The sequence below is a fragment of the Burkholderia sp. HI2714 genome, from assembly GCF_002223085.1.
In the GTDB taxonomy this organism is placed as follows: Bacteria; Pseudomonadota; Gammaproteobacteria; order Burkholderiales; family Burkholderiaceae; genus Burkholderia; species Burkholderia lata_D.
On sequence record NZ_NKFM01000021.1, the window covers coordinates 38,272 to 58,738 of the forward strand.

The 20,467-nt window shown below is 67.4% G+C and carries 18 protein-coding genes and 1 other RNA gene; 8 read left to right on the forward strand and 11 right to left on the reverse strand.

Annotated features, from left to right (window positions below):
- Positions 1 to 123: 123 nt before the first annotated feature.
- The 5 genes from CFB82_RS10285 to ffs form a co-directional block, all read right to left on the reverse strand.
- Positions 124 to 1,329 carry a CaiB/BaiF CoA transferase family protein gene (locus tag CFB82_RS10285; RefSeq protein ID WP_069248112.1) on the reverse strand — a complete coding sequence of 402 codons (1,206 nt, stop codon included), beginning with the start codon at positions 1,327 to 1,329 and terminating at the stop codon, positions 124 to 126.
- A gap of 334 nt (positions 1,330 to 1,663) precedes the next feature.
- Positions 1,664 to 2,260, reverse strand: coding sequence for a recombination mediator RecR (gene recR, locus CFB82_RS10290; protein WP_006478665.1), 597 nt, complete (start codon positions 2,258 to 2,260; stop codon positions 1,664 to 1,666).
- A gap of 31 nt (positions 2,261 to 2,291) precedes the next feature.
- A complete protein-coding gene (locus CFB82_RS10295) occupies positions 2,292 to 2,618 on the reverse strand; it encodes a YbaB/EbfC family nucleoid-associated protein (RefSeq protein WP_006482124.1) in 327 nt (108 codons plus the stop codon).
- A gap of 92 nt (positions 2,619 to 2,710) precedes the next feature.
- Entirely contained in the window at positions 2,711 to 5,074 is a 2,364-nt protein-coding gene (locus tag CFB82_RS10300; RefSeq protein ID WP_089484075.1) for a DNA polymerase III subunit gamma/tau, read from the reverse strand.
- A 127-nt stretch (positions 5,075 to 5,201) separates the two neighbouring features.
- Positions 5,202 to 5,300, reverse strand: an RNA gene (gene ffs / locus CFB82_RS10305) — signal recognition particle sRNA small type.
- 405 nt (positions 5,301 to 5,705) lie between these two features.
- Between ffs and trxA the strand changes: the two genes are divergently transcribed.
- The 8 genes from trxA to CFB82_RS10345 all read left to right on the forward strand — a co-directional run bounded on the left by trxA (position 5,706) and on the right by CFB82_RS10345 (position 14,306).
- Positions 5,706 to 6,032, forward strand: a complete 327-nt coding sequence (gene trxA, locus CFB82_RS10310; protein WP_006402348.1) for a thioredoxin TrxA — start codon at positions 5,706 to 5,708, stop codon at positions 6,030 to 6,032.
- 193 nt (positions 6,033 to 6,225) lie between these two features.
- Positions 6,226 to 7,488, forward strand: coding sequence for a transcription termination factor Rho (gene rho, locus CFB82_RS10315; protein ID WP_006478662.1), 1,263 nt, complete (start codon positions 6,226 to 6,228; stop codon positions 7,486 to 7,488).
- A gap of 133 nt (positions 7,489 to 7,621) precedes the next feature.
- Positions 7,622 to 8,122 carry a MerR family transcriptional regulator gene (locus tag CFB82_RS10320; RefSeq protein WP_089484076.1) on the forward strand — a complete coding sequence of 167 codons (501 nt, stop codon included), beginning with the start codon at positions 7,622 to 7,624 and terminating at the stop codon, positions 8,120 to 8,122.
- Positions 8,119 to 9,675: an MFS transporter gene (locus tag CFB82_RS10325; RefSeq protein WP_089484077.1), complete on the forward strand. Its 1,557-nt coding sequence runs from the start codon at positions 8,119 to 8,121 to the stop codon at positions 9,673 to 9,675. The genes CFB82_RS10320 and CFB82_RS10325 overlap by 4 nt, the downstream gene beginning before the upstream one ends.
- Positions 9,676 to 9,713: 38 nt before the next feature.
- Positions 9,714 to 10,547 carry a zinc-dependent peptidase gene (locus tag CFB82_RS10330; RefSeq protein ID WP_089484078.1) on the forward strand — a complete coding sequence of 278 codons (834 nt, stop codon included), beginning with the start codon at positions 9,714 to 9,716 and terminating at the stop codon, positions 10,545 to 10,547.
- 157 nt (positions 10,548 to 10,704) lie between these two features.
- A complete protein-coding gene (locus CFB82_RS10335) occupies positions 10,705 to 10,965 on the forward strand; it encodes a type B 50S ribosomal protein L31 (protein WP_006753671.1) in 261 nt (86 codons plus the stop codon).
- Between the two features lie 144 nt (positions 10,966 to 11,109).
- Positions 11,110 to 12,942 (forward strand): ArnT family glycosyltransferase, encoded by a 1,833-nt coding sequence (locus tag CFB82_RS10340; RefSeq protein ID WP_089484079.1) that lies wholly within the window; start codon positions 11,110 to 11,112, stop codon positions 12,940 to 12,942.
- Positions 12,943 to 12,944: 2 nt separating this feature from the next.
- Positions 12,945 to 14,306, forward strand: coding sequence for an MATE family efflux transporter (locus tag CFB82_RS10345; protein ID WP_089484080.1), 1,362 nt, complete (start codon positions 12,945 to 12,947; stop codon positions 14,304 to 14,306).
- Between the two features lie 11 nt (positions 14,307 to 14,317).
- On the opposite strand, the gene lipA is transcribed toward CFB82_RS10345, so the two are convergent.
- The 6 genes from lipA to CFB82_RS10375 all read right to left on the reverse strand — a co-directional run bounded on the left by lipA (position 14,318) and on the right by CFB82_RS10375 (position 20,419).
- Positions 14,318 to 15,283 (reverse strand): lipoyl synthase, encoded by a 966-nt coding sequence (gene lipA / locus CFB82_RS10350; RefSeq protein WP_089484081.1) that lies wholly within the window; start codon positions 15,281 to 15,283, stop codon positions 14,318 to 14,320.
- A gap of 2 nt (positions 15,284 to 15,285) precedes the next feature.
- Positions 15,286 to 16,401, reverse strand: coding sequence for an acetoin dehydrogenase dihydrolipoyllysine-residue acetyltransferase subunit (locus tag CFB82_RS10355; RefSeq protein ID WP_089484082.1), 1,116 nt, complete (start codon positions 16,399 to 16,401; stop codon positions 15,286 to 15,288).
- Positions 16,402 to 16,405: 4 nt separating this feature from the next.
- Entirely contained in the window at positions 16,406 to 17,410 is a 1,005-nt protein-coding gene (locus CFB82_RS10360) for an alpha-ketoacid dehydrogenase subunit beta (RefSeq protein ID WP_048021073.1), read from the reverse strand.
- Positions 17,411 to 17,464: 54 nt separating this feature from the next.
- Positions 17,465 to 18,448, reverse strand: coding sequence for a thiamine pyrophosphate-dependent dehydrogenase E1 component subunit alpha (locus CFB82_RS10365; protein ID WP_059233993.1), 984 nt, complete (start codon positions 18,446 to 18,448; stop codon positions 17,465 to 17,467).
- A 77-nt stretch (positions 18,449 to 18,525) separates the two neighbouring features.
- Entirely contained in the window at positions 18,526 to 19,302 is a 777-nt protein-coding gene (locus CFB82_RS10370) for an SDR family NAD(P)-dependent oxidoreductase (RefSeq protein WP_089484083.1), read from the reverse strand.
- Positions 19,303 to 19,360: 58 nt separating this feature from the next.
- The gene (locus CFB82_RS10375) at positions 19,361 to 20,419 is read right to left on the reverse strand and encodes an ATP-NAD kinase family protein (protein ID WP_069249314.1); all 1,059 of its coding nucleotides are present in this window, start codon (positions 20,417 to 20,419) and stop codon (positions 19,361 to 19,363) included.
- Between the last annotated feature and the right edge of the window lie 48 nt (positions 20,420 to 20,467).

Sequence of the window (20,467 nt, forward strand, 5' to 3'; positions counted from 1 at the left end):
GGCGCGGCGTTCCGCGTGCTCAGGAAAACGCCGCGCCGCCCCGGGTTTTCCCCCGTCAATGGAGCGCCCTTGGGGAATGCGCCGTTCCGGGAGCCCGGCGCGAAGCGACAGGCTCGAGGGTGCTCAAATCGCGCCCGCGTCGCGCAGTGCGGCAATCGCCGGCGCGTCGTAGCCGAGGCCGCGCAGCACCTCGTCCGTATGCTCGCCGAGTTCGGGCCCGAGCCAGCGCGTTTCGCCCGGCGTGTCGGACAGCTTCGGCGTGATGTTCGGCAGCGGAATGTCGGTGCCGTCGGCCAGCTTGAAGCGCTGGATCATCTGCCGCGCGACGAACTGCGGATCGGTGAACATGTCGGCGGCGCTGTAGATACGCCCGGCCGGCACGTCGGCCGCGTTGAGCACGACGAGTGCTTCTTCGATCGTGCGCGGCGCGAGCCACGCGGCAATCGCATCGTCGATCTCCTGCGTGCGCGGCACGCGCCCGTCGTTTTGCGCGAGCGCGGGATCGTCGGCGAGGTCGTCGCGCTCGATCGCCTTCATCAGCCGCTTGAAGATCGGGTCGCTGTTGCCGCCGATCACGATGCTGCCGTCGCGGCACGCATACGTATTCGACGGCACGATGCCCGGCAGCGACGCGCCGGTGCGCTCGCGCACCATCCCGTACACGCCGTATTCGGGCACCACGCTTTCCATCATGTTGAAGACGGCTTCATACAGTGCAACGTCGACCACTTGCCCCGCACCGCCGTTGACCTTGCGGTGATGCAGCGCCATCAGCGCGCCGATCACGCCGTGCAGCGCGGCGATCGAATCGCCGATCGAGATGCCGATGCGCGGCGGCGGCAGTTCGGGATAGCCGGTAATGTGACGCAGCCCGCCCATCGATTCGGCGATCGCGCCGAAGCCGGGCCGGTCGCGGTACGGGCCGGTCTGCCCGTAACCGGACAGGCGCACCATCACGAGGCCCGGATTCTCGGCCGACAGCACGTCGTAGCCGAGCCCGAGCTTTTCGAGCAGGCCCGGGCGGAAATTCTCGATCACGATGTCGGCCTCGCGCGCGAGTTGCCGCGCGATCGCCTTGCCGGCGTCGGCCTTCAGGTTGAGCGTGACCGATTTCTTGTTGCGCGCCTGGACGGACCACCACAGCGACGTGCCGCCCTGCTCCGGATGGAGCTTGCGCCACTTGCGCAGCGGGTCGCCACCGTTCGGATCCTCGATCTTGATCACTTCCGCGCCGAATTCGGCGAACAGCCGCGACGCGAACGGCCCCGCGATCAGCGTTCCGAATTCGAGCACTTTGACGCCCGCGAGCGGGCCCTGGCTGGTGCTCATGTGTCTCCTAGGGTCTGTTTACATATGGAACGTGCATGCGTTGCCACGAGAACGGCCGCTCGCAAGGCGCGCGACGCCGCGAATACTGGACGTATTCGCAAGGAGCGCAACGCGGCGAGCGGCCGTTCTCGTGGCAACCCCAAATCAAAAAAACTCATCCCACGGGAATGCCCGAAATCGCCCGTATGGCGGCGTCGCTCGTCGCTTGTTTGGCTCGGCCAAACGGCGCTCCTCACTTCTTGCCCTACGAGCGATTTCGGGCATTCGCATGCACGTTCCATATGTAAACAGACCCTAGCATGAGGAACGGCGCCGCCGGCCGGCGGCGCCCGGCTTACATCGTGCGGCGGTCGAGCATCGCGCGGGCGATGGTGCCCGCGTCGACGTATTCGAGCTCGCCGCCCACCGGCACGCCGCGCGCGAGGCGCGTGACCGCGAGCCCGCGCGCCTTCAGCGTCTGGCCGAGGTAGTGCGCGGTGGCTTCGCCCTCGTTCGTGAAGTTGGTCGCGAGCACGACTTCCTTGACGACACCATCGGACGCGCGCCGCACGAGGCGGTCGAAATGGATTTCCTTCGGGCCGATCCCGTCGAGCGGGCTCAGCCGGCCCATCAGCACGAAATACAGCCCGCGGTAAGTCATCGTCTGCTCGAGCATGATCTGGTCGGCAGGCGTCTCGACGACGCACAGCAGCGTCGGATCACGCTCCTCGTCGCTGCAGACCTCGCAGATCTGCGCTTCGGTGAACGTGTTGCACTTCTCGCAGTGCTGCAGGTGCTCGGTCGCGAACAGCAGCGACCGGCCGAGCCGCTCCGCGCCCTCCCGATCGTGCTGCATCAGGTGGACCGCCATGCGCTGGGCGGATTTCGGCCCGACGCCGGGCAGCACGCGCAACGCTTCGACGAGCGCGGACAGGGCGGACGGCTGTTTCATACGGCAGCAAAAAGTGACACGGACGCTGCGCTCAGAACGGCAGCTTGAAGCCCGGGGGCAGCGGCAGGCCCGACGTCATGCCGCTCATCTTTTCCTGCGACGTCGCTTCGGCCTTGCGCACGGCGTCGTTGAACGCAGCCGCGACGAGATCCTCGAGCATGTCCTTGTCGTCCGCGAGCAGGCTCGGGTCGATCGACACGCGACGCACTTCGTTGCGGCACGTCATCGTCACCTTGACGAGGCCGGCGCCCGACTGCCCTTCGACTTCGATCAGCGCAAGCTGCTCCTGCATCTTCTTCATGTTTTCCTGCATTTGCTGCGCTTGCTTCATCAGACCGGCGAGGTTGCCTTTCAACATGGGAATACTCCTTCTTGATCGTGTGAAAACCGGCACGCGGCGCGTGCCGGCCAATGTGTGGGCGTGATTGTGCCTGTCGCGAGGCGCTCAGTTCAATGCAGCGTCGGCGGCGGGCCGTCCGGCGCCGCATCGGCGAGCGGACGCACCGAACCCTCGACAATGCGCGCACCGAAATCGCGCACGAGCTGCTGGACGAACGGATCGCCGTGAATCTCCTGCTCGGCCTCGCGCTGGCGCGCCGCGCGCGCGGCCGCATCGAGCGCCGCCGCCGTACGCCGTGCGGGCCCGACTTCGACGGTCACCTCGACCAGCTTGCCGAGCGCATCGGCCAGCGCGGCCTTGAGCTTCGCCACCTGCGCGGCGTCCGCATATTGCGGCACCGGCACGGAAAGTTTCAACGTCGTCGCATCGACGGCCGTCAGTTCGCTGTTGAACGCGAGCTGGTACGCGACGCCCTTGAGCGGCAGCCGCGCGGCCAGCGCCGGCCATTCGCCGTCGAAGCCGACCGGATCGAGTGCGATCGCGGGCGGCAACGGACGCGTGTCGACCGGTGCGGACGGACGGGTTTCCGCCGGCCTCGGCGTGACGCGCACGTCGTCGGGGCCGCTGTCGAACACCGGCACGAAGCCGTCGTCGGGCGGGCCGCCGAACATCTCGTCGGCGCTGAGCGGCACGTAGTCGTCCGGCGGAATGTCCTCCCACGGCGGCGTGGCCTGGCGCGAATCGGCCGCCTGCGGCGCACGGGCCGCAGCGCGCGGCGTCGGCACCTGTACGGCGGCGGGACGCGGCGCGGCCGGCTTCTCGGCAGCCGGCTGGGCTGCCGGTTTCGCGGCGGCGGCGCCCGCGCGCCCGCGGTCGGACGACACGCGCATCCCCGCATTGCGCAACACGTCGAGCGCGGCGGCTGCGCCTCCGGAACGCGTCGCCGAACGCGCGGCGGGCTCAGGCGGCGCAGCGCGCGGCATCGGTTCGGCCGGCGCAGCCGGCTCGTCGCTTCGCTGTGCAACGGCAACAGGCAGCTCGGGTTCCTTGCGGACAGGCGCCGGGTTATCGCCGGCCGGCTCCGCTTGCGGTGCTGCAGCCGTCTGCGGCTGCGGCGTTTCGATGACTGGCGCGTCAACCGGGGCCGGCGCGGCTGCTTCGACGGCAGCCGGCTTCGCGGCCGGCCGGCCTGTTTCGTCGCCGGACTGCACCGGCGCTGCACGCACAACCGGCGCCGCGTGCGCTGCCGGGGCAATAGCCTGCGGCCGCACTGCTTCGGCAGGTGCGACCGACACCGGCTTCGCCGCAGCGGCCGATGCCGCCGCCACGCGCGGGCCCGGCACCGCACGCGGCACGGACGGCTGGCCACCCGGCGCACTGCCGGCGGCAACCGCCGGCTCGAACGCGAGCATCCGCAGCAGCGTCATCGTGAAACCCGCGTACTCGTCCGGCGCCAGGCCGAGCTCGGCACGACCGACCGTCGCGATCTGATAGAACAACTGGACCTGTTCGGGACTCAGCGTCTCGGCGAAGCGGCGCAGGTCGCCCGCTTCGGGCCATTCGTCGAGCACCGAGCCCGGCGCGAACTGCGCCCACGCGATGCGATGCAGCAGGCTCGCGAGATCCTGCAGCGCGGTCGAGAACGACAGGCTGCGCAGCGACATCTCGTCGGCAATCGCGAGGATTTCCGGGCCGCCGCCCGCGGCGAGCGCGTCGAGCAGACGCACCATGTAAGTCTGGTCAAGTGCGCCGAGCATGCCCGACACGGCCGACTCGGTCACCTCGTTGGCCGAATAGGCGATCGCCTGGTCGGTGAGCGACAGCGCGTCGCGCATGCTGCCCTGTGCGGCACGCGCGAGCAGGCGCAGTGCCTGCGGCTCGAACGTGATCTGCTCTTCGCCGAGGATCCGTTCGAGATGCGACACGATGTGCCCGGCCGGCATCTGCTTCAGGTTGAACTGCAGGCAGCGCGACAGCACGGTGACGGGGATTTTCTGCGGATCGGTGGTCGCGAGGATGAACTTGACGTGCGGCGGCGGCTCTTCGAGCGTCTTCAGCATCGCGTTGAACGCGTGATTCGTCAGCATGTGCACTTCGTCGATCATGTAGACCTTGAAGCGCGCATCGACGGGCGCGTACACCGCGCGCTCGAGCAGCGCGGCCATTTCGTCGACGCCGCGGTTGCTCGCGGCATCCATCTCGACGTAATCGACGAAACGCCCTTCGTCGATCTCGCGACAGGCGCGACACACGCCGCACGGCTGCGACGTGACGCCGGTTTCACAATTGAGTGCCTTGGCGAAGATCCGCGACAGCGTCGTCTTGCCGACACCGCGGGTTCCGGTAAACAGATAGGCGTGATGGAGACGCCCGCCGTCGAGCGCGTGCGTGAGCGCCCTGACGACGTGCTCCTGGCCGACGAGCGAAGCGAAATCCTTCGGACGCCACTTGCGTGCGAGAACTTGATAGGTCATCGGGAAATTGTATCAGTAACGCTGCGTCGCGCCGACACGCGAAACGGTGCGGAAGACAGGCAACGCGCAGGTAAAACGGAGTGTGGTGCAGAAATAAAAAACGCCCGGCGAACGGGGCGAGAAGGAAGGTGACGAGCCCAACCCTCGGCACTGGCGGAAAACGATTGTGGCTGCTTCGTTCCCGACCTGACCAGGTTCACCGCCCCACCATGCGAGGAGGCCCGTCACGGCATATTCTATCACCGCTTCCGGATGAATGCGACCGTTTGTTCGCACCAATGCGAATATGACCCGACAAATCGACGCGCATCGGGCGCCGCGAAGCTCACCCGACGCGAATGGCCTGCGCGTCCACCCCTTGTAATTTGCGAGCCGGCCTCCACCTGCAGGACACACCGGTCGAACGTCGCGTCGTACCCCTACTCGCGTAGCGGCTACTATCGCCGCCCGCAGCAGATAGCAATTTAGGCTAATATGACGCCCGAACGACCCGCGAGCCGCGGCATGCAGCGCTTACACGCCTCCTTTCCGGAGAGTGGAGTGACCTGCCGCAGCGGCCGGCCGCCAACGGCGGCCGGTACGCCGCAACGCGCAAGCAGGCAGTCCCCGAACCGTAAGAGGTATTGACCCAATGAGCGAACAGATCAAACACATCAGCGACGCATCGTTCGAACAGGACGTCGTCAAATCCGACAAGCCCGTGCTCGTCGATTTCTGGGCCGAATGGTGCGGCCCGTGCAAAATGATCGCCCCGATCCTCGACGAAGTCGCGAAGGACTACGGCGACAAGCTGCAGATCGCGAAGATCAACGTCGACGACAACCAGGCAACGCCCGCGAAGTTCGGCGTGCGCGGCATCCCGACGCTGATCCTGTTCAAGAACGGCGCGGCCGCCGCGCAGAAGGTCGGCGCGCTGTCGAAGTCGCAGCTCACCGCATTCCTGGACAGCCACCTGTAATACAGGCAGTTCCGCGGACGTGTTGTCAGCCGGCAACACGTCCGTCGACAAGCCGCCGATCGCTCGCTCAAGCGCGAATCGGCCTATGCTAGAATTAAAAAACGTCTACAAGACGCATTTAAGTCTCTGAGCGCTTCCGCTCGCCCTCCTCCCTTTATTTCTTTCGTCGTCTCCTCCCTGGCGGGTTCTCCGTATGCATTTATCCGAGCTCAAGTCTCTGCACGTCTCCGAACTGATCGAAATGGCCAATGGCCTGGAGATCGAAAACGCGAACCGCCTGCGCAAGCAGGAGTTGATGTTTGCCATTCTTAAAAAGCGCGCCAAGACGGGTGAGACGATCTTCGGCGACGGTACGCTCGAAGTGCTGCCGGACGGCTTCGGCTTCCTGCGCTCGCCGGAAATGTCGTACCTCGCGAGCACCGACGACATCTACATCAGCCCGTCGCAGATCCGCCGCTTCAACCTGCACACCGGCGACACCATCGAAGGTGAAGTCCGCACGCCGAAGGACGGCGAGCGCTACTTCGCGCTGGTGAAGGTCGACAAAGTCAACGGGCAGCCGCCCGAGGCCTCGAAACACAAGATCATGTTCGAGAACCTCACGCCGCTGCACCCGAACAAGCCGCTGTCGCTCGAACGCGAAATGCGCGGCGAGGAAAACGTCACGGGCCGCATCATCGACATGATCGCGCCGATCGGCAAGGGCCAGCGCGGCCTGCTCGTCGCGTCGCCGAAGTCCGGCAAGACCGTGATGCTCCAGCACATCGCGCACGCGATCAAGCAGAACCACCCGGACGTGATCCTGTTCGTGCTGCTGATCGACGAGCGCCCTGAAGAAGTGACCGAAATGCAGCGCTCGGTCGCCGGCGAAGTGATCGCATCGACGTTCGACGAACCGGCCACGCGCCACGTCCAGGTCGCCGAAATGGTGATCGAGAAGGCCAAGCGCCTCGTCGAAATGAAGCATGACGTCGTGATTCTGCTCGACTCGATCACGCGTCTCGCACGCGCGTACAACACCGTGATCCCGGCATCGGGCAAGGTGCTGACGGGTGGTGTCGACGCGAACGCACTGCAGCGTCCGAAGCGCTTCTTCGGCGCGGCGCGCAACATCGAGGAAGGCGGTTCGCTGACGATCATCGGCACCGCGCTGATCGAAACCGGCAGCCGCATGGACGACGTGATCTACGAAGAGTTCAAGGGCACCGGCAACATGGAAGTGCACCTCGAGCGCCGCCTCGCGGAAAAGCGCGTGTATCCGTCGATCAACCTGAACAAGTCGGGCACGCGTCGCGAAGAAATGTTGATCAAGCCCGAGATCCTTCAGAAGATCTGGGTGCTGCGCAAGTTCATCCACGACATGGACGAAGTCGAAGCGATGGAATTCCTGCTCGACAAGATCCGCCAGACGAAGAGCAACTCCGAGTTCTTCGACCTGATGCGCCGCGGCGGCTGATCACCCCCGCCCCGCACCCCGGAAACGGCCGCCCGCGCATCCTGCCCGGCGGCCGTTTTTCGGTGTCAACCTGAACGTGAACGTACAGGTTGATCTATAATCGCGTCATCGTCCAAACCCAATCCTCCTCCCGATGCCGAACGACGCCTCCACCCCGCTGCTGACCGTGAGCGATGCGGCGTCACGGCTCGGCGTCACGCCGCGCACGCTGAAGTATTACGAAGAGCGCGGGCTCGTCACGCCGTCGCGCAGCGAAGGCCGTTACCGCCTCTACGACGAAGCCGACCTCGAACGCTTCGCGCGTATCCTGCGGCTGCGCGCGCTCGGTTTCTCGTTGCACGGCATCACCGAGATGCTGAAGCGCCCGCTGGAAGAAACGGGCGACGGCCGGCGCCGCTATTCGGACGCGTCGCTGCGCGAGATCCGCACCGGCCTTGCCGAGCAGGTCGACACGCTCGACCGGCGGATCGCGGCCGTCCAGCGCGAACTGAAGGAAGCCGTCGCGCTGCGCAAGGAACTGCAGCACGACATCGACTACGTCGAACGGCGTCTTGCCGGCGAAAACGCCGATGCGCTGATCGCGCAGCGGCAGGCCGAAGCCGGCACGCGGCGCACGCGCAAGGCTCGCGAATGAACGCGATGCCCGGTCGCTCGCCACTGTGGAGCCGCGCAAACCTGCGCGCGGACCTGTTCCCGTGGGCGCTCGCGCTTGTCACCGGCATCGACTACTTCGACAACGCAATCTTCTCGTTCTTCGCGAGCTACATCGCGGGCGGCATCAACGCATCGCCCGACGAACTCGTGTGGTCGTCGAGCGCCTACGCGGTCACCGCCGTGCTCGGCATCCTGCAGCAGCAATGGTGGGTCGACCGGCTCGGCCATCGCCGCTACGTCGCCGGCTGCATGCTGATGTTCTCGTTCGGCGCGATCGCGGCCGCGCTCGCCGACACGTCGCTCGAACTCGCGTTCGCGCGCGGTTTTCAGGGCTATTTCATCGGCCCGATGATGGGCGCGTGCCGGATCCTGATCCAGATCAGTTTCAAGCCGCAGGATCGGCCGCCCGCGACGCGCGCGTTCCTGATCATGATCCTGCTCGGCAGCGCGCTTGCGCCGATCGTCGGCGGCCTGCTCGTCGCACATTCGACGTGGCGCGCGCTGTTTGCGTGCTCGGCGCCGGCCGGCATCGCGTTCGCGATCCTCGCGCTGCTCACGCTGCCCGATTCGGGCCGGACACCCGACGATGAACGCGGCTCCGGACACTTCTGGCCGTATGTCGTGTTCGCGCTCGCGCAAGGCGCGCTGCAGATCGTGCTGCAGCAGGTGCATTACCAGCTCTACAGCGGCTCGCCAATGCTGATCCTGCTGACGATCGCAGGGATCGGCGCGCTTGCGTGGTTCGCGTATCACCAGTGGCATCATCCGACGCCGCTCGTGCGCCTGCACGCGTTCCGCGAGCGGACGTTCCAGATCGGACTGCTGCTCTACATGTTCTATTACTACGAGTCGACGGGCTTCAGTTACCTGACGTCGCGTTTTCTCGAAAGCGGGCTCGGCTACCCGGTCGAGAACGCCGGGCGGCTGGTGGGCACGATGTCGCTGATTTCGGCCACTGCGCTGTTCGCGTACCTGCGTTACGCGAAATTCGTCGCGCACAAGAAGTGGTTCGTCGTGCCGGGGTTCGCGATCGCCATCACGGCCGCGCTGTGGATGACGCGGATGACGCCGCAGGTCGGCGAAGCCGCGCTGATCGTCCCGCTGCTGCTGCGCGGATTGCTGCTGCTCTTCATCGTGCTGCCGGTGGCCAACCTGACGTTCCGGATCTTCGCGATCGACGAATACACGCACGGCTACCGGCTGAAGAACATCGTGCGGCAACTGACGATCTCGTTCGCGACGTCGTCGGTAATCATCGTCGAGCAGCACCGCGTGGCCGTGCACCAGACGCGGCTCGTCGAGCGTGCAAACGTGTTCGACCCGCTGTTCCAGCAGACCGTCGATGCGCTGACGCGCAGCTATGCCGCCGCCGGCCACGCGCTGAACGAGGCGCACGGCCTCGCGATCGCGTCGATCGCGCGCATGGTCGCGCAACAGGCGTCGTTCCTCGCGTCGCTCGACGGCTTTTACTTCCTGGCGGGCGTGGCGCTCGTCGGCGGCCTCTTCGCGGCATGGCAAAAAGAGATCGATTGAGTTAAAAGACAGGCATTGGATTTCCGCGAAACGCCTTCATGCTCTCGAAACTGACCCGCTGGTTCGACGACCGCCGCCGCGACCGCGCGCTGCGCAGCCACCCGATTCCCGACGCGCTGTGGCAGGACACCGTCGAGCGCCTGCCGTTCCTCGCGGCGCTGTCGCCCGACGCGCTCGGCCGGTTGCGCGAACTGACGAGCCTGTTCGTCGCGAAGAAATCGTTCTCGACCGCGCACGGGCTCGAGTTGACCGACGCGATGATCGTCGCGATCGCCGCGCAGGCCTGCCTGCCCGTGCTGAATCTCGACCTGTCGCTGTACGACGGCTGGGTCGGCGTCGTCGTGTATCCGGGCGAATTCGTGATCCGCAAGACGGTGCAGGACGAGGACGGTGTCGTCCACGAAGTCGAGCAGGACGCGAGCGGCGAGGCCTGGGAAGGCGGCCCCGTGATCCTGTCCTGGGAGGACGCGCAGATGACGGACGGCCGCGACGCGTACAACGTCGTGATCCACGAGTTCGCGCACAAGATCGACATGGTCAACGGCGCGGCCGACGGCTATCCGCCCCTATTTCGCCGCTGGCACGCGCCGCACCTCGATGCGCAAGCCTGGGCCGACGTGTTCGAGCACGCGTACGACCAGTTCTGCGCGCGCGTCGACGCGGTGCCGGACCGTGCGTGGGCGCGCTTCGAGCGGGATTCGCTGATCGATCCCTATGCCGCGGACCACCCGTCGGAATTCTTCGCGGTATGCAGCGAGGCGCTGTTCGTCAGGCCAAAAGCGTTCGAGTCCGAATTTCCGGAGTTGTACCGGCTGCTCGCGCGCTACTACCGGCAGGATCCGGCCGGCACTGGCGTGCTCGACGCACCGTGAAAATTATTCGTCAACCATCTGATTTTCTGGCATAATCGCCGTTTTTCGACCTTAGGCAAGTGGCTCGCGCCGGGCTTGGCGTCGTCTGGTTTGCGCAATGTGCGCGCTCCGGCACGACAAGCGGCGGGTTGGCTACCGCTCTCACCAAGGAAAGACCATGAAAGAAGGCATCCACCCGAACTACCGCGAAGTCGTCTTCCAAGACATGTCGAACGGCTTCAAGTTCATCACGCGCTCGACGATCCAGACGCGCGAAAACATCGAACTCGACGGCAAGACCTACCCGCTCGCCAAGATCGAAGTGTCGTCGGAATCGCACTCGTTCTACACGGGTCAGCAAAAGATCATGGACACGGCAGGCCGTGTCGAGAAGTTCAAGAACAAGTTCGGCGTTCGCGCCAGCGGCAAGGCGAAGTAAGCTTCGCACTGCATCCGGTGGTTGCAACGCACCGGTATCGCACAAAAGGGCAGCCCAGGCTGCCCTTTTTTGTCTCTGCTCGCCCGGCAGGCGCCAGCCGGCGCCCGGGCATCGACCTGACGTGCAACAGCGGGCGCGTCTACAATGCCGGATGCTCGAAACCGGCTCGACCGCGCGCCTCCGCGCCGGCCACCCGCCCATAACAAATCGCTCATCTGCATGAAGCCTGTCGTCCGTCTCACCGCCTCTGCCACGCGCGCGCTACCGCGCTGGCTGCTGCTCACGCTCTGCTTCGTCTACGCCGCGTTCGGCCTGTTCGGCCGCGACCCGTGGAAGAACGAGGACGCGGCGGGCTTTGGCGTGATGTGGACGATGGCCAAGGGCGGCTGGCACGACTGGCTGCTGCCGAACCTGGTCGGCAAGTTCATCACGACCGACGGGCCGCTCGGCTACTGGCTCGGCGCGCTGTCGATCCGCGGCCTCGGCCCGTGGGTCGACGCGAGCAACGCGTCGCGCGTCGACACCGGCGTGCTGTTCTGCGTCGCGTGCGCATTCGTCTGGTATGCCGCCTACCTGCTCGGCCGGCGTGCCGAAGTCCAGCCGTTCAAATACGCATTCGGCGGCGAGCCCGAGCCGCGCGACTACGGCCGCACGCTCGCCGACGGCGCGCTGCTGGTGCTCGTCGCCTGCTTCGGCCTCGCGGAGCGCGGGCACGAAACGACGCCGCAGCTCGCGCAGTTCGCGTGGATCGCGATGCTCGTCTACGGGATCGTGCGCGGCATCGACAAGCCGATGCAGGGCGCGCTGTGGTGGGGCCTCGCGATGGGCCTCGTCGCGCTGTCCGGCAATCCGGTGCTGGTCGTCGCGCTGCTCGCCGGCACCGCCGTGCTGTGGCTCGTCACGCCCGAGATGCGCAACCTGCGCCTGCCGCTGGTCGGCGTGCCGCTCGCGGCCGCGATCTTCGCACTGTGGCCGCTGGCCGCGTTCGTCGCGGCCCCCGACGATGCCGCGTGGTTCTTCAACCAGTGGATCCACGGCAGCCTGATGCGCTTTTCGGGCCCGCCGACCGCGGTGCTCGGCTATGCGGCGAAGAACCTGCCGCTGTTCACGTGGCCCGCGTGGCCGCTCGCGATCTGGGCATGGTGGAGCTGGGCCGGCATGCGCCGACGTGCGCACATCGCGATTCCGCTGTCGGTCGCCGTGCCGCTCGTCGCGCTCGTGATCCTGCAGAGCCAGCAGTCGAACCGCATGTACATGCTGCTGCTGCCGCCGCTCGCGGTACTTGCGACGTTCGCGCTGCCGACCCTCAAGCGCGGCGCGATCAATGCGATCGACTGGTTCGCGGTGCTGAGCTTTACGATCCTCGGCACCTTCGTGTGGCTCGTGTGGCTCGCATCGATCACGGGCTTCCCGCATCCGCTCGCGCGCAACCTGGCGCGCCTCGTGCCCGGCTACGAGCCGCACTTCAAGATCCTGTCGTTCATCTGCGCGGTGATCGCCACCGTGTGCTGGTGCTTCCTGGTGCGCTGGCGCATCTCGCGGCAGCCGAAGGTGCTGTGGCGCAGCGTCGTGCTGTCGGGTGCGGGCACCACGCTGATGTGGGTGCTGCTGATGACACTGTGGCTGCCGATCGTCAACTACGGCCGGACCTATCGCGATGTCGCCCAGCAGATCGCCGTGCACCTGCCGTCCGACTACGAGTGCATCTCGCCGGTGCGGCTCGGTGACGCGCAGATCGCGACCTTCGCGTATTTCGGCAACATGCGCTTCGACTTCTCCGGCGACTGTGACGTGATCCTGCGCCAGGACCGCTCGGACTTCGGCGAGCCGAGCTCGATGTCGCAATACGTCTGGCGTCTCGTGTGGGAAGGCCGCCGCGCCGCCGACCGTGACGAGCGCTTCCGCCTGTACGAGCGCATCGAACGGCCGAAGACGCCCGTCAAGCGGCGTCCGCCGCGCCGCCAGCCGGCCGATTGACAATGTTCGGCGACATCCGCCGGATCGTCGGTCTCGCATGGCCGGTGCTCGTCGGTCAGCTTGCGATCATCGCGTTCGGCGTGATCGACACCGCGATGGTCGGGCGCTACTCGGCCGTCGATCTGGCCGCACTCGGGCTCGGTTCGTCGATCTACATTTCGATCTATATCGGCCTGACGGGCATCCTGTCCGCGCTGCAGCCGATCACCGGGCAGCTGTACGGCGCACGGCGCTATGCCGAGATCGGCGAAGAAGTGCGCCAGGCGCTGTGGCTCGCGCTGCTGCTCGCGGTGCCCGGCTTTCTCCTGCTGCATTTTCCCGAACCGCTGCTGCGCGTCGCGCATACGCCCGCCGCGCTGCACGACCGCACCGTCGACTACCTGCGCATCCTGTCGTACGGGCTGCCCGCCAGCCTCGTCTTCCGCATCTACAACGCGCTGACCAACGCGGCCGGCAAGCCGCGCCTCGCGATGATCCTGCAGATCGGCGCGCTGCTGCTCAAGTTTCCGCTCAATGTGTGGTTCATCTTCGGCGGATTCGGCGTGCCGGCCCTCGGCGGCCCCGGCTGCGGGCTCGCGAGCACGCTGATCAACTGGGCACTCGCGCTGATCGGCTACACGCTGCTCGCGAAGCTCGACGTGTTCGCGCCGCTCGCGATCTTCTCGCGCTTCTGCTGGCCGGTCTGGGAACGCCAGAAGGCGATCCTGAAACTCGGCGTGCCGATGGGCCTGTCGTACCTGATCGAGGTCACGTCGTACACGTGCATGGCGCTGTTCATCGCACAGTTCGGCACGACGACGCTCGCCGGCCACCAGATCGCCGGCAACATCGGCGCGGTGCTGTACATGACGCCGCTGTCGATCGGCGTGGCGGCGTCGACGCTGGTCGCGCGCGCGCTCGGCGCCGGACGGCCCGACGAAGCCCGGCTGCTCGGCCGGCACAGCGTGATCTTCGCGTGCGGCATTGCCGCGACCTACGGCCTGCTCGTGTTCGCGCTGCGCCCGCTGATCATCGGCGGCTATACGCCGAACCCGGCCGTCGCCGCGGCCGCGATGCCGCTCGTCGCGATCGTCGCGTGCTACCACGTCTTCGATGCGCTGCAGGTCACGTCGGCGTTCGTGCTGCGCGCCTACAAGGTCGCGGTCGTGCCGACCGTGATCTATGCGGTCGCGCTGTGGGGTGTCGGGCTCAGCGGCGGCTATGCGCTCGGCTTCGACGTGGGCGGGATCGCGCCCGCGTGGCTGACCGGCGCGCGTGGCTTCTGGTTCGCGAACACGATCAGCCTGATGCTCGCGGGCGCCGGGCTCGTCCTGTACCTGCGCCGCGTCAGTCGCGCGCATGCCGCCGCTTCCACGTCCGCCTGACGCGCTGGCCGCTACGTCTCCTCCAGCACGTCGGCCGCGTGATACGACGACCGTACGAGCGGGCCGGCGACGACTTCCCTGAAACCGAGCAATAGCGCCTCGTCGCGCCACGCGGCGAATGCGTCCGGGCTCACGTAGCGCCGTACGGGCAGATGGTGCGCGGACGGCGCGAGATACTGGCCGAGCGTCAGCACGTCGACGTCGTGCGCACGCAGGTCGCGCAGCGTGTCGCGCACTTCGTCGTCGCACTCGCCGAGGCCGAGCATCAACCCCGATTTCGTCACCAGCTCCGGCCGTGCCCGCTTCGCCTGCGCGAGCAGTTCGAGCGAACCGCGATAGTCGGCGCCCGGCCGCGCTGCGCGATACAGCGACGGCACCGTCTCGATGTTGTGGTTGAACACGTCGGGCCAGGCCGCCGACAGCGCATCGAGCGCACGGGCCACGCGACCGCGGAAGTCCGGTGTCAGTACTTCGACGCCGATACCCGGCACGCTCGCGCGGACCGCCGCGATGCATGCGGCGAAATGCGCGGCGCCGCCGTCGCGCAGGTCGTCGCGGTCGACCGACGTGATCACGACGTAGCGCAACCCGAGCGCCGCAACCGCGTCGGCCAGCCGCGCGGGCTCGTCGGGATCGAGCGGCTCGGGACGGCCGTGCGCGACGTCGCAGAACGGGCAGCGCCGCGTGCACAGGCCGCCCATGATCATGAAGGTCGCCGTGCGCTGCGCGAAGCATTCGCCGATGTTCGGGCACATCGCCTCCTCGCAGACGGAATGCAGCCGATGGTCGCGCAGCACGGCCGCCATGTCGGCGACCGCCGCGCTCATCATCGGCCGCGCGCGCAGCCACGGCGGCTTCGGCAACGCCGCACCGGCCGCGGGCTCGACGCGCACCGGAATGCGCGCGAGCTTGTCTCGGCTTCTCGCGCCCGGCTGGCCGAGCGCCGTGAGGCTGGGTCGTTCGAGCGCGGCGGTCATCGTCAGCCTCCGAGAAACGCGACGATCAGGCGGTTCACGTCGGCGGCCGCCTCCATCTGCACCATGTGCCCGCTGCCGGCGATCACCTCGGCGCGCACGCCGTCCGGCAAACCCTGCGCGTGCTGCGCCGGGATCACCTGGTCGTGCTCGCCCCAGATCACGAGCGTGCGCGGCGCAAGCGTCGCGAGCCGGTCGCGGAACACGCGCCGCTGCGCGGCGCCGTCGAACGCGGCATTCGCGATCTTCTCCAGCGCGGCCTGCACGCCTTCGAGCCGCTTGTACTTGACGAGATCCTCGACGAGCTGCCGCGTGACCAGCGCGTTGTCCGCGAACAGCGCGCCGAGGTGCGGCTTCAGCGTGTTGCGGCTGTTCCCGGCGACGAAGCCGTCGATGTAAGCGCGGTTGATGTCGGTGCCGAGCCCCGCGCTCGCGATCAGCGTCAGCGACGCGACACGTTGCGGCGCGCGTTCGGCCGCCGCCATCGCGACCGCACCGCCCATCGAATGGCCGATCAGGTGCGCCTTGTCGATGCCCTTCGCATCGAGCAGCGCGAGCACCGCGTCGGCCAGCTCATCGAGGCTGCCCGTCTCGACCGCCTTGCCCGACTCGCCGTGACCGGGCAGGTCGAGCGCCCACACCGGCCGGTGCGCGGCGAGATCCGCGTGATTGAACAGCCAGTTGTTGAGATCGCCGCCGAAGCCGTGGATCAGCACGGCTGGCGTGCCGCTGCCTTCGCCGAGCTTCAGGAAGCGTACCGTCCGGCCGCCGATCTGCGCCTTCTCGGGCTGCGGGCCCGCGGCTTCGTCGGACGCCGCGCTCGGCACGAAATCGCGCTGGAAATCGGCGATCGCCGCGTCGATGTCGGCATCGCTCGCGTCGGCGGCCGCGACGACGCCGAGCAGCGCGCCGACCGGCAGCGTCTCGCCTTCCTGCGCGACCTGCCGGCGCAGCGTGCCGTCGAACGCGCATTCGACGCCCGACGAGATCTTGTCGGTCTCGACGTCGAGCACCTCGTCGCCCTTCGTCACGCGTTCGCCAAGCGCCTTCAGCCAGCCGTTGACCTGCCCCTGCTCCATCGACAGCCCCCACTTGGGCATCGTGATCATGTGAATCGACATCGTGTCAGCTCCTCGTCTTCAGGACCGCCTGCGCAATCGCATCGGCGGACGGGATATACAGGTCTTCCAGCACGCTCGCGAACGGCGCGGGCGTATGCGGCGCGGTCACGAGCTCGATCGGCGCCTTCAGCGCATGGAACGCACGCTGCGCGACGAGCGCGGCGATATCGGTCGCGATCGAGCAGCGCGGGTTCGCTTCGTCGACCACTACCACGCGCCCGGTGCGCTCCGCGCTTTCGAGGATCGTTTCCTCGTCGAGCGGCGACGTCGTGCGCAGGTCGATCACGTCGACCTGGATGCCGTCCTTCGCGAGCTTCGCGGCCGCATCCATCGCGAGATGCACCATCCGGCCATACGTGACGATCGTCGCGTCGTCACCGTCGCGCATCACATTCGCTTCGCCGAACGGAATCGCATAGGACTCCTCCGGCACGTCGCCTTCGCGGGTATAAAGCAGCTTGTGTTCGAGGAAGATCACGGGATCGTTGTCGCGGATCGCCTGGATCAGCAGCCCCTTCGCGTCGTACGGCGTCGACGGACACACGACCTTCAGCCCCGGAATGTGCGTGAACAGCGACGTGAGCATCTGCGAGTGCTGTGCTGCCGCGCGCAAGCCGGCGCCGTACATCGCGCGGATCACGACCGGCGTCACGGCCTTGCCGCCGAACATGTAGCGGAACTTGGCGGCCTGGTTGAAGATCTGGTCGAAGCACACGCCCATGAAATCGATGAACATCAGCTCCGCGACGGGCCGCATCCCGCATGCAGCCGCGCCGACCGCCGCGCCGATGTAGCCGCCCTCCGACAGCGGCGTATCGAGCACGCGGCCCGGAAACTTGTGGAACAGCCCCTTCGTCACCCCGAGCACGCCGCCCCACGCGTCGTCCTCGCCCGGCGCGCCCGCGCCGCCTGCATTGTCCTCGCCCATCACGATCACGCTGTCGTCGCGCGCCATTTCCTGCGCGAGCGCCTCGTTGATCGCCTGCGAATAAGTGATCTTCCTTGCCATGTCTGTCTCCTGGAATGTTCGGTTCGCCGTGTCGGCCGCGGTGTCAGGCGGCGCTCACGGGTACGACACGTAGACGTCGGTCAGCAGGTCGGCCGCATCGGGTACCGGTGCGGCCTTGGCCTGCGCGACCGCGTCGTCGATCAGCGCCTTCACCTGGGCATCGACCGCGCGCAGGTCGGCGGTCGTCAGCGCTTCGGCCCGCACGACGCGCGTTTCGAAATGCTTCAGGCAGTCCTTCTCGTCGCGCAGCTTCTGCACCTCGCCAGGTGCGCGATAGGTTTGCGCATCGCCTTCGAAGTGGCCGAAATAGCGCGTGAACTTCACTTCGACGAGCGTCGGGCCGCCGCCGTTGCGCGCGCGCTCGACGGCTTCGCCGAGCGCTTCGTGCACCGCGAAGAAGTCGAAGCCGTCGACGATCACGCCCGGCATCCCGAACCCGTTCGCACGATCGGCGATGTTGTCGGTCGCGACCGACCAGCTCGACGATGTCGCCTCCGCATAGCCGTTGTTCTCGGCCACGAAGATCGCGGGCAGCCGCCACACCGACGCGAGGTTCATCGACTCGAAGATCACGCCCTGGTTCGATGCGCCGTCGCCGAAGAAGCACACGCCGACGCCGCCGGTCTTCTTGTGCTTCGCCGCGAGCGCGGCGCCGCAGACGAGCGGGCCGCCCGCACCGACGATCCCGTTCGCGCCGAGCATCCCCATCGACAGATCGGCGATGTGCATCGAGCCGCCCTTGCCGTGGCAGACGCCCGTCTTCTTGCCGTAGATCTCGGCCATCATCCCGTGCACGTCGACGCCCTTCGCGATGCAATGGCCGTGGCCGCGGTGCGTGGTGGCCACGTAGTCGTCGAGGCCGAGGTGCAGTATCGTGCCGACCGCGGACGCCTCCTCGCCCGCGTACAGGTGAACGAAGCCGGGAATCTCGCCGGTCGCGAATTCGACGTGCAGGCGCTCCTCGAATTCGCGGATCGTGCGCATCAGCCGGTAGGCGTCCAGCAGTTTGTCCCTGCTGAGCTGTGTCGAAGCGGTCATGTGTGTCTCCTGAGTAGGTCTGACTGCGAATGCCGCCGCGGCCGGGCCACGGCGACGGATTGCACGGCCCGCGGCCGTCAGTGGAACGTGAAGCCGCCGTCGACGTTCACGGCCTGGCCCGTCACGTTGTCCATCGTCGCGAAGAACAGCGCGAGCCGGCCCATGTCCTCCGGCGTCTGCGCGCGGCCCTGCGGAATCAGCGTCAACTGGTGCCGCTGCCACGACTCCTCGACCGATTCGCCGTCGGTCTTCCATTCGTCGGACAGCCGGTCCCACATGTCGGTCCGCACGATGCCGGGGCAGATCGCGTTGACGGTCACGCCGTCGCGCGCGACCTCCTTCGCGAGCGCGTTCGTGAAGCCGACGACCGCGAATTTCGATGCGCTGTAATGCGCGAGATTCGGAAAGCCTTCCTTGCCGGCGATCGACGCGACGTTGATGATCCGGCCGCGACCCTGCGCCTTCAGCGGCGCAAGCGCCGCGCGGCAGCCGAGGAACGTGCCCTTCGCGTTCACGTCCATCACGAAATCCCAGTCGCGCTCGGTCAGTTCGCCGACCGGATGAATGCTGATCACGCCCGCGCAGTTCACGAGAATGTCGAGCCGGCCGAGGTCGGCGAGCGCCTGCGCAACCATCGCGTCGACCTGCGCGGCCTGCGTGACGTCGACCTTTGCAACCGCCGCCCGGCGGCCGAGCGCGCGTACCTCGCGCGCGGTGGCGTCGAGTGCGTCGTCGAGCAGATCGGCCAGCAGGATGTCGGCGCCCGCGCCGGCAAGCGTCAGCGCAATGCCGCGGCCGATGCCGCATGCACCGCCCGTGACGATGGCGACCTGTCCTTCGAGTGGGACTGTCATGCGATGTCTCCTTGACGATCGTTGTGGATATCGAAATGTCACTCGGTAAAACGGTGTTTCAATAGCGCCACTCGCCGGCATCGCGCAGCAGCTGCCGTGACGACGCGTAGCGCAGCGTGCGCCCGACGTCGACCGTCAGCGGCCCGCGCCAGTCGAGCGAGATCTCGTAGCGATCGCCGCGCGCAACCTCGATCTCGCGCTCGCCGTCGAACGCGAGCGTGCCGTGCTCGAACGGAATCGTCTGCCACGCGCCCGGCTCGAGCCGCTCGCAACTGCGCATCACGACGCGATCAACACGGCCCGGCGCAATCGGCGCGACGAGCGGCGTGCCGGCGGTCTCGCCGTCAGCCGCGAAGCGCATCGCCAGCCCGTGCGGCGCGCTGCGTTCGAGCGGCGCCCACGCGCCGCCGAGCGCGGACAGGCCGATTCCGTCCGGTTCCGCGAATGTCAGGTAGAGCGAATCGATGTCGTCGGACCCCGAGATCGCGCGGGCGCCGATGAAGCGCTGCCGCGCGGCGCACACGTCGACGAGCGCGATCTCCTCGCGCCCCGGCTGCGCGCCCGCCACGCAGCGCACGACGAGCCGCTTGTTGCGCGTGAACGCGACTTCGGCCGGCACCGCGCCGGTCGCGGCGAGTCCAGCCGCGACGCCGGCGACGGTGGCTTCACGATGTTCGGGAAATGCGTTGTTGGTGCCGGTGGACAGCGCGACGAGCGGCGTCGCGCCGCAATGCGCGGCAACCGCGCGATGGGTGCCGTCGCCGCCGAGCACGACGATCAGCGCGACTTCCATCCGGTGCAGGTACGCGGCGCCGGCCTGGGTGTCGGCGACGGTGTCGGTGATCGGCAGGTCGACGAATTCGACCTCGGGCCAGCGCTCGTGCGGCGCGACCGCACGGTGCGTGTCGAGCGCACGCAGCAGCAGCGTCGCGATGCCCGTCCGGTCGCGCAGCGTCAGCACGCGCTCGACGCCCATCGCGCCGAGGCCGGCCAGCAGGCGCACGATCATGTTCGCCTTCTCCGCCGTCGGAAAGACGGAGGCATGCGTCGTGAGGCGGCGGATGTCGCGCCCCGATGCGGGGTTCGCGATCACACCGACGGTAACGGGCATCGTCACGGGTTCGTCTCCATCCAGTTGGCCGGCCGCGGCGCGTTGGCGTGCCGA